Consider the following 1,759-nt stretch of genomic DNA (forward strand, 5'->3'; position numbering starts at 1 on the left):
GGCAAACTGGAAATCAAAAAATTTGACCCAGTAGCCCGTAAACACGTTATTTACAAAGAAACTAAATTGAAATAATCTGGTTTCTTCCAAGAAAAAGCTCCTGTTTTGCAGGAGCTTTTCTTTTTGTTTCATGATTGGTTGGGGGGCTTGTTTTAAATGTGTATGCAAGATATTTTTGGATTGCTTTGTAAGAGGCAAAATAAAAGAGCGTGTATCCATTTGAGTCACGCTCTTTTATTTTTCAGACAGCCTGATGGGGGGGGAGCAGCAGCCTTGAATCATGAATAAACATTCAACACCGGCTTAATGATCGACTTTGATGCCTTGATTGTCGGAATGTTGTTTTTTATCCAGCTCTTTTTGCAAGGTATCGCATGGCGTGTCGCAATCGCACATTTTTTTCATGCCGAGAGAGGAAATGCCGCCGCAGCTGCCTTTGATGGTGCGTTTGGAGAAAATATAGCCGACTGCCATACCGAGGATAACAATGATAAAAATGCCGAAAGTAAGGAGGAGGGTTTTCATGTGTATATTCCTGAAGGTTAGTTTAATAATTTCTTGAATGCGCTGGACATTTCAGTATGGTAGTCGCCTTGCGGGGTGCGGATGATAAGGAAAACGGCGAGATTTTCTTGCTCGGCAAGTTTAAGCGCTTCGGTTTCTCCGAGCACGAACAATCCGGTTGAAAGGCCGTCTGCAAGTGTGGCGTTTTCAGCTACTACGCTGATGGAAGCAAGGTTGTGGCTGATGGGTTGTTTGGTTTTAGGGTTGATGATATGGGAAAGGCGTTGGCCTGACTTATCGACATGGAAAATACGGTAGTCGCCGGACGTAGCCAGTGATTTATTGTCCAATGGAATGGTGATTTGGGTTGCGCCGCCTTGAACGATATTGGGCTGCTCGATGCCGATACGCCAAGGATTGCCTTGCGCATTGTGGCCTTTACCATGCAACTCGCCTCCGATTTCTACCAAATAATTGCCGATATTGAGTTTTTCAAGTTCAGCGGCGGTTTTATCCACGCCAAAGCCTTTGGCGATGGAGGATAGGTCTAAATAGACTTCGGGATGGGTTTTGGCAAGCGTAGGCTGCTGTCCGTCTTTGGAAAGTTTGAGTTTTTCCGTACCGACCATTTCTGAAGCATGCTGGATTTCTTGTGCAGTCGGTTCGTGCGTGATTTCTTTTTGCGGGCCGAATCCCCAAAGGTTGACCAAAGGGCCGACGGTTACGTCCAGTGCGCCGTGTGTCAGTTTGTTTAAACGCAAGGCTTCTCCGGTCACATAGGCAAAGTCTTGGGAAATGGGCATGGCCTGATTGACGGTGCGCAGCTGGTTGAATTGGCTGATTTCGGAATCGGTCTGGTAGGTAGACATTTGCCGATTGACTTCTTTAAGCGCGTCATCAATGCGTTTTTGTATTTCGGCAGGGGAGGGGAGTTTATCTTGGCCGTCTGAAAGATATTTGACGGTATAGGTCGTGCCCATGGTCTCGCCTTGCAGGGTAATGGTTTGTTGTTTTTCAGGTTGGCAGGCAGAGAGTGTGAGTGCGGAAAGGATGGCAACGGTGCAACCGATTATCGGACGGTAAAACGAATTGGAAAGAAACGGCATAGGGGATTTGCGGATTATTTTTTGAAGCCTTTATTGTATCGTAAAAGAAAGGTTCAGGCCGTCTGAAAGTATGAGACCTTTGCAAAATTCCCCAAAATCCCCTAAATTCCTACTAAGACATTTAGGGGATTTTCCATGAGTACCTTCTT

At 45.8% G+C, this 1,759-nt stretch carries 3 protein-coding genes; 1 reads left to right on the top strand and 2 read right to left on the bottom strand.

Features of this window, described 5'->3' with window-relative positions:
* A partial coding sequence (gene rpmG / locus ACTHSP_RS20320) for a 50S ribosomal protein L33 (RefSeq protein ID WP_440346803.1) occupies positions 1–75 on the top strand: 75 nt, incomplete at its 5' end.
* 228 nt (positions 76–303) lie between these two features.
* On the opposite strand, the gene nqrM is transcribed toward rpmG, so the two are convergent.
* Entirely contained in the window at positions 304–525 is a 222-nt protein-coding gene (gene nqrM, locus ACTHSP_RS20325; RefSeq protein ID WP_003680888.1) for a (Na+)-NQR maturation NqrM, read from the bottom strand.
* Positions 526–542: 17 nt separating this feature from the next.
* Positions 543–1,610, bottom strand: coding sequence for an FAD:protein FMN transferase (locus ACTHSP_RS20330; protein ID WP_440346802.1), 1,068 nt, complete (start codon positions 1,608–1,610; stop codon positions 543–545).
* Positions 1,611–1,759: the final 149 nt, after the last annotated feature.

The sequence above is a fragment of the Neisseria sp. P0001.S005 genome, assembly GCF_051963715.1.

Coding starts and splice junctions, on each gene's coding strand:
- nqrM (WP_003680888.1), bottom strand. CDS start 525: ATGAAAACCCTCCTCCTTACTTTCGGCATTTTTATCATTGTTATCCTC.
- ACTHSP_RS20330 (WP_440346802.1), bottom strand. CDS start 1,610: ATGCCGTTTCTTTCCAATTCGTTTTACCGTCCGATAATCGGTTGCACC.